The organism is Kineosporia sp. A_224 (assembly GCF_002198655.1).
Taxonomy (GTDB): domain Bacteria; phylum Actinomycetota; class Actinomycetes; order Actinomycetales; family Kineosporiaceae; genus R-H-3.
The window spans coordinates 20058-27386 of record NZ_MWLN01000241.1; the positions used below are offsets into that span (position 1 = coordinate 20058).

6 protein-coding genes are annotated in these 7329 nt (G+C 74.1%); 1 reads left to right on the forward strand and 5 read right to left on the reverse strand.

Features of this window, described 5'->3' with window-relative positions:
* Nucleotides 1-154: 154 nt before the first annotated feature.
* A complete protein-coding gene (locus EDJALFJO_RS32950; RefSeq protein WP_088290862.1) occupies nt 155-2044 on the reverse strand; it encodes a SulP family inorganic anion transporter in 1890 nt (629 codons plus the stop codon).
* A 129-nt stretch (nt 2045-2173) separates the two neighbouring features.
* Here EDJALFJO_RS32950 and EDJALFJO_RS32955 point away from each other — a divergent pair, with 129 nt between their 5' ends.
* Entirely contained in the window at nt 2174-3127 is a 954-nt protein-coding gene (locus EDJALFJO_RS32955) for a sugar-binding transcriptional regulator (RefSeq protein WP_088290863.1), read from the forward strand.
* Nucleotides 3128-3135: 8 nt separating this feature from the next.
* Here EDJALFJO_RS32955 and folE read toward each other — a convergent pair whose 3' ends face one another.
* The 4 genes from folE to EDJALFJO_RS32975 form a co-directional block, all read right to left on the reverse strand.
* Nucleotides 3136-3756, reverse strand: coding sequence for a GTP cyclohydrolase I FolE (gene folE / locus EDJALFJO_RS32960; protein ID WP_088290873.1), 621 nt, complete (start codon nt 3754-3756; stop codon nt 3136-3138).
* Nucleotides 3753-5774 (reverse strand): ATP-dependent zinc metalloprotease FtsH, encoded by a 2022-nt coding sequence (ftsH, locus tag EDJALFJO_RS32965; RefSeq protein ID WP_088290864.1) that lies wholly within the window; start codon nt 5772-5774, stop codon nt 3753-3755. Before ftsH ends, folE begins: the two co-directional genes overlap by 4 nt.
* A 227-nt stretch (nt 5775-6001) precedes the next feature.
* Entirely contained in the window at nt 6002-6556 is a 555-nt protein-coding gene (gene hpt / locus EDJALFJO_RS32970; protein WP_088290865.1) for a hypoxanthine phosphoribosyltransferase, read from the reverse strand.
* Nucleotides 6557-6579: 23 nt separating this feature from the next.
* Nucleotides 6580-7329, reverse strand: a 750-nt coding sequence (locus tag EDJALFJO_RS32975; RefSeq protein WP_198950876.1) for an ATP-binding protein, incomplete at its 5' end; no start/stop codon positions are given.

A 7329-nucleotide genomic window follows, 5' to 3' on the forward strand; every position in this document is an offset into this window, starting at 1 on the left:
TTCTGGCCTATCGCCCCCCGAGAAACAACGCGGGATCCGCCGAACGTGGAGGCCTTCGCGCGGTCGGCGAGACCCCTTGGGGCGCAACAGGTTTCGGACGTGTTACGAAAGTGCTTCCGAGCCGTCCCGGGGCACCGGTGCAGTCACCGCCCGGTCACGCACCGGCTCGGGGCCGGGGCCGCGGCCGCCGGCCGGGCGCAGGCTCGTGCTCGTGGCGGGCGGCGATCCGCTCCTCGTCGGTGTCCGCGGACGCGCCGTCCGTCTCCGCGGCCTCGAGGACCTCGTCCTCCTCGTCCACCGGCGGCTCCGGGACGGTGCCCGCGGCCGGGTACGGCCCCTCGAGCACCGGCGCCGGGACGCCGTCCGGCCCTGCCGCGCGGATCGCCTTGCGGGCCGCCCGGACGCCGGCCGAGATCGAGTGCCACATCCGGCCCGTCGGGTCGAGGTCGGCCATGAACCCGGAGCGGGACATCACCGCGCGGACGTCCTCGAAGACCCGGACCAGGTAGAGGTCGACCCCCTCGCCGCGCAGCCGGGTCAGCAGGGCCGCGAGCCGGTCCACGGTCGTCGTGTCGAGCTGGTTGGTCGCCTCGAGGTCGAGGATGAGCACCCGGGTGCCGGGGTGGTCGACGACGGCCAGCGCGATCTCGTCGACGACGGTCGCCGCGTTCGCCCAGAACATCGGGCCGGACAGCCGCAGCACGAGGACGCCGTCCACCGTCCTGCGCTCCGGGTGCCGGGCGACCGCGCCCCAGGCCGCCTTCTCGCCCTGGACCTTGCCCATCTCGTCGATCGTCACCTGGATCGACCGGTAGACCAGGCCGAGGATCGACTGCGCGACGGCGACCCCGAGCCCGGCGAGCGGGCCCAGGGCGAGGACGCCGACGAGGGCCACCGTGGCGGCGGTGACGTCGTTGCGCCGGATCGCCCGGTAGCGGGCGAAGGCCCGCACCCGGGCCAGGCCCCAGACCGCGTGGACGACGATCGCGGACAGGACGACCTTCGGCAGCGCCGACACGAGCGGGGCGAGGAAGAGCAGCACCGAGACGACGGCCGCGGCGGCGACGAGACCGGTCATCTGGCTCCGGGCCCCGGCCCGGGCCGCGGCCGCGGTCTTCGACAGGCTGCCCGCGACGCCCATCCCGCCCGCGAGCCCGGCGGCCAGGTCGGCGGCACCGTGCGCGAGGAGCTCGGTGTCGGCGTCGACGTGGGCACCGGACCGGGCGGCGAACAGCCGGGCGGCGGCGAGCCCCTCGGCGAGACCGACGGCGCCGATCGCGAGCCCGCCGGTGACGAGGGCGGGCAGGTCGTCGGCCGCCGGGAGCGGCAGCCGGGGCAGGTGCAGGCCGGACGGGACGTGACCGATGAGCGCGACGCCGTGCGCCTCGAGCCCGGCCGTCCGGGCGACGACGACGCCGGCGACGAGGACGACGAGGCTCCAGGGCACCCGGGCGTCGACCCGGCTGCCGCCGAACAGGACGGCGAGCGCCAGCGCCCCGACCAGCGCGGTGACCCAGTTCGCGTCGGGCAGGCCGCCGACGAGGGCACCGACCCGGCTCAGCACGTTGCCCTGCGGCGTGCCGAGCCCGAGCAGGCCCGGGATCTCGCCGACGACGATGAGGACGACGAGCCCGGTGACGAAGCCGGACAGGATCGGCTCGCTGAGGAACTCCGCGACCCAGCCGACCCGCAGCAGGCCGCCTGCGACCAGGACGATCCCGGCGACGACGGCCAGCGAGCTCGTCAGCTCGACGGCGCGCGCGGTGTCGCCCCCGGCGAGCGTGCCGACGAGCGAGCCGGACAGGACGCTGACGGTGGACACCGGCCCGACGACGAGCAGCCGCGAGGACCCGAAGAGGGCGTACGCGAGCAGCGCCGGCGGCAGCGTGTAGAGCCCGACCTCGACGGGGACGTGCGCCACGACGGCGTAGCCCAGCGCCTGCGGCACCGCGAGCGCCGCGACGACGAGCCCCGCGGTGACGTCGGCCCGCAGGTTCGTGCGCCGGTATCGACGTATCCACCCGATGTTCGGCCCGACGCTCATCCCAGGAGTGTGCAGCACCGGACACCCCGGGTGACGGGACGTCGCGCCCGCCGCCGCGGGCCGGGCGCGAGAATGGGGCCGCCGACGCGGCCCGCGCGGCGCCGACGACGCCGTACGCGGAGGTCCGCCGTGAGCTCGCCCCGTGACGAGGCCTCGCTCATCCAGGTCGCGAAGCTCTACTACCGGGAGAACCGCTCGCAGGCGCAGATCGCGGGCCTGCTCGGGACGAGCCGCTCGAACGTCTCCCGGATGCTCACCGCGGCCCAGGAGCGGGGCATCGTCGAGATCCGGATCCACGAGCGGGTCCGCCGCGACCTCGCGCTCGAGCGCGCCCTCGTCGACCGGTTCGGGCTCACGGCCGCGGTCGTCGCGAGCCACGTCCACGAGGTCGGGGTGCGCTCGGTCGACCTCGTCGGCGAGCTCGCCTGGACCTGGCTGCGCGAGCAGCTCACGGACGGCATGACGATCGCGATGTCGTGGGGCGAGGGGCTGCAGGCCGTCGTGGCGGCGGTGACCCCGACGGTGATGTCGTCGACCGAGGTCGTCCAGCTCGTCGGCGGGGTCTCCGGGCGGGCGTCGTTCGTCACGAGCCAGGAGCTCGTCCGCGAGTTCGCGACCCGGCTCGGTGCGACGTACCGCTACTTCCACGCGCCGGCCGGGTTCGCGACGCTGGACGCACGCCGGGCGATGACCGCCGAACCGGCGATCGCGGAGGCGCTCACCACGGCGCGGGCCGCCGACCTCGCGCTCGTCGGGATCGGCAGCGTCGTCGCCGGGTCGTCCGCGGCGATCCTCGGGGCGGTCCATGCGTCGGCCCGCGAGCGGCAGGAGTTCTGGGCCTCGGGGCCGGTGGGGAACGTCGCCGGCCGCTACTTCGACGCGGCCGGGGCGCCGGTCCGCGGGCCGGTCGACGACCGCGTCCTCGGCCTCACGCTCGCGGAGATCGCCGCGATCCCCACGGTCGTCGGGATCGCCGCCGGGGCGGACAAGGCCGACCCGGTCCACGGGGCGCTCGCGGGCCGGCTCGTCGACGTCCTCGTCTGCGACGCGCAGGCGGCGGGCGCCGTCCTCGACCGGGGCTGACCCGGCTGCTACCGGCCGAGGATGAGGCTCATCGCCTCGGCCCGGGTCGCGGCGTCCCGGAGCTGGCCGCGGACGGCCGAGGTGACCGTCCGGGACCCGGGCTTGCGGACGCCGCGCATCGACATGCACAGGTGCTCGCACTCGAAGACGACGATGACGCCGCGCGGCTCGAGGATCTCCATGAGCGCGTCGGCGACCTGGGTCGTGAGCCGCTCCTGCACCTGGGGCCGCTTCGCGTACAGGTCCACGAGCCGGGCGAGCTTGGACAGCCCGGTGATCCGGCCGTCGTGCGAGGGCACGTAGCCCACGTGGGCGACGCCGTGGAACGGCACGAGGTGGTGCTCGCAGCAGGAGAAGACCTCGATGTCCTTGACGAGGACCATCTCGTCGTGGCCGAGGTCGAACGTCGTCGAGAGCACCTCGCGCGGCGTCTGGCGCAGACCCGCGAACATCTCCGCGTAGGCCCGGGCCACCCGGGCCGGGGTGTCCCGCAGCCCGTCGCGGTCGGGGTCCTCGCCGATGCCCAGGAGGATCTCGCGGACGGCCGCCTCGACGCGCGGGGCGTCGTAGGGCGGCCGCCCCTCGACGCCGCCGGACACCTGGTCCGGCAGCGTCACCGGGTCGATCAGCGCAGGCCCCCGTGCTCGGGGTCGGCGTCGAACGAGACACCGCCGTCGAAGGCGACCCCGCCCGGGGCGCCGGCCGGCGACGGGGCGTGCGACGTCCCGTTGCCGTTGGTCGCCGCGCGCTCGGCGGGCGTCGGGACCGGCGGGATGTCGGAGACCGCGCGGCGGTCGCTCGACAGCCACACCGGCCGCTCGGGCCGCTTGATGACGCCGGTGAAGATCGCGGCGATCTCGGCGGCGTTGAGCGTCTCCTTCTCGAAGAGCGCGATGACGAGCTCGTCGAGGATGTGCCGGTTCTCGACGAGCGCCTCCCAGGCCTCGTCGTGCGCCGACTCGATGAAGCGGCGGACCTCCTCGTCGACGACGCTCGCGACCTCTTCGGAGTAGTCCCGCTGGTGCCCGTAGTCGCGGCCGAGGAAGACCTCGCCCTGCTCCTGGCCGAGCTTGATCGCGCCGACCCGCTCGGACATGCCGTACTGCGTGACCATCCGGCGGGCGATCGCGGTCGCCTTCTCGATGTCGTTGCTCGCACCCGTCGTCGGGTCGTGGAAGACGAGCTCCTCGGCGACCCGGCCGCCGAGCGCGTAGGCGAGCTGGTCGAGCATCTCGTTGCGCGTCGTGGAGTACTTGTCGTCCGTCGGCATGACCATCGTGTAGCCGAGGGCCCGGCCGCGCGGCAGGATCGTGATCTTGGTGACCGGGTCCGTGTGGCGAAGAGCCGCCGCGACGAGGGCGTGGCCACCCTCGTGGTACGCGGTGATCTTCTTCTCCTTCTCGTTCATGATCCGGGTGCGCTTCTGCGGCCCAGCCACGACGCGGTCGATCGCCTCGTCGAGGGCCTGGTCGTCGATGACCCGGGCACCGGCGCGGGCGGTGAGCAGCGCGGCCTCGTTGAGGACGTTCGCGAGGTCGGCGCCGGTGAAGCCCGGCGTGCGGCGCGCCACGGCGAGCAGGTCGACGGACGGCGCCATCGGCTTGCCCTTGCCGTGCACCTGGAGGATCCGGTGCCGGCCCTGCATGTCCGGGGCGTCGACGGCGATCTGCCGGTCGAAGCGGCCCGGGCGCAGCAGCGCGGGGTCGAGGATGTCGGGGCGGTTCGTCGCGGCGATGAGGATGACGTTCGTCTTGACGTCGAAGCCGTCCATCTCGACGAGGAGCTGGTTGAGGGTCTGCTCGCGCTCGTCGTGGCCGCCGCCGAGGCCCGCGCCGCGGTGCCGGCCGACGGCGTCGATCTCGTCGACGAAGACGATCGCCGGGGCGTTCGCCTTGGCCTGGTCGAAGAGGTCGCGGACGCGGCTGGCACCGACACCGACGAACATCTCGACGAAGTCGGAGCCGGAGATCGAGTAGAACGGCACACCCGCCTCGCCGGCGACGGCCCGGGCGAGCAGCGTCTTGCCGGTACCGGGCTGGCCGTAGAGCAGGACGCCCTTGGGGATCTTCGCGCCGACGGCCTGGAACTTGCCCGGCTCGGCGAGGAACTCCTTGATCTCCTGGAGCTCCTCGACCGCCTCGTCGGCACCCGCGACGTCCGCGAACGTCACCTTCGGCATGTCCTTGCTGACGAGCTTCGCCTTGGACTTGCCGAACTGCATGACGCGGGAACCGCCGCCCTGCATCTGGCCCATGATGAACCAGAAGAGGCCGAGGATGAGCAGCAGCGGCAGGAAGGTCGCGAGCAGGCTGGTCACCCAGGAGGTCCTGGGCACCTCGTCGGTGAAGCCCTCGACGGGCTTGTTCTGGTTGAGCAGGTCGACGATCTGGGCCCCGCGCGCGTCGACGTAGTGCGCCGACACGGCGTCGTGGCCCTTGAACGGCTTCGTCAGCGTCAGCTCGACGCGCTGGTCGCCGTTGATGACCTTAGCCGACTTGACCTGCTTGTCCTGGATCAGCTGGATCGCGTCGGAGGTGTCGACGGGCGCGTACTGCTCGCCCCGCAGCACCTGGGAGCCGATGAGCACGACGACGACGGCAGCGATGACCCAGATGACGGGCCCGCGCACAATTCTCTTGACGTCCATTCACCGGGGGCGGTTCGCCCCGTCCCTCCTGCTCGCGGTAAGGCCAACGACGGTACACCGCGACATCTGGCGACGATCACGGTCCGCCGGTCTTGCCTGACGGCCGACGTCGTGCTGTGCAACGGGTGGCCCGTGTCCAGTGTTCCGCCGGTGCGCACGCGACGCAAACGTCACACCGGCCGCACCCGTCGCCGCGGCGTCCGTCAGGCCGTGTATGAGGCGGTGTATCAGGCGGTGTACACGTGCGGCGCGAGGGTGCCGACCTCGCGCAGGTTGCGGTAGCGCTCGGCGTAGTCGAGCCCGTACCCGACGACGAACTCGTTGTCGATGTCGAACCCGACGTACCGGACGTCGACCGCGACCTTGGCGGCCGACGGCTTGCGCAGGAGCGTGCAGACCTCGACGGACGCCGCCCCGCGCGAGCGCAGGTTCGTCAGGAGCCAGGACAGGGTCAGGCCCGAGTCGATGATGTCCTCGACGACGAGCACGTCCCGCCCCGTGATGTCCCGGTCGAGGTCCTTCATGATCCGGACGACGCCCGAGGACTTCGTCCCCGACCCGTAGGACGAGACCGCCATCCAGTCCACCTCGACCGCCTGGTGCAGGTGGCGGGTGAGGTCGGCCATGACCATGACGGCGCCCTTGAGCACGCCGACGAGCAGCGGGTCCCGCCCGGCGTAGTCCTCGTCGATGCGCGCGGCCATCTCGGAGAGCCGCTGCTGGATCTGATCCTCGGTGAGCAGGACCCGTTCGAGGTCCTTGCCCATGTCGCTGGCGTCCACGTCACTCCGTCGGTCGGACCGGTTCACCGGGTGCCGGTGGCGAGCAGAAGCCTGCCACAGACCCGGCGGCCCGTGACGTGACCCGGCAGGTGTGCCTCGCCCTGGCCGCGCCAGGCGACGACGAGGGCGTCCAGGGCCAGCACGTGGCGCCGCCCCAGCGCCCCCGGGGGGCTGCCGGCCCGGCGGGCGGCGACGAGCAGCGCCCGCCGGCGGACGGCGTCCGGCGCGGCGGCGAGGACGGCCACGTCGAGGGCGAGCGGCCCGGTCTGCAGGGCGGTCTGCGCGGCGCCGTCCGCGGCCGTGGCGAGCGCCGCGGCGAGCAGGTCGAGCGCGGCGGCGTCGAGCGCGTCGGCGTCCTCGCGGAGCAGGTCGGCCGTGCGGGCCAGCGCCTCCGGCAGCCCCGGGCCGAGCAGGTCGGACAGCAGCGCCGTCGCGGCCCGGACCCGGGCCCGGGTGTACGCCGGGTCGGCGTTCGCCGGGTCGGTCCAGGGCTCGAGGCCGGCCTGCCGGCAGACCTCCTCCGTCCGCTCCCGGCGCAGCCCGAGGAAGGGCCGCACGAGGAGCGGCACGGCGGCGTCCGGGGGGCCCGCGACGGGCAGCCGCCGGACCGTCCCCATCCCGGCCAGCGACCGGCCGCCGGACCCGCGGGCGAGCCCGAGGAGCACCGACTCCGCCTGGTCGTCGAGGGTGTGGCCGGCGAGGACGGCGACCGCCCCGTGCCGCCCGCAGGCGGCGGCGAGGGCGGCGTACCGGCCCGCGCGGGCGGCACGGGG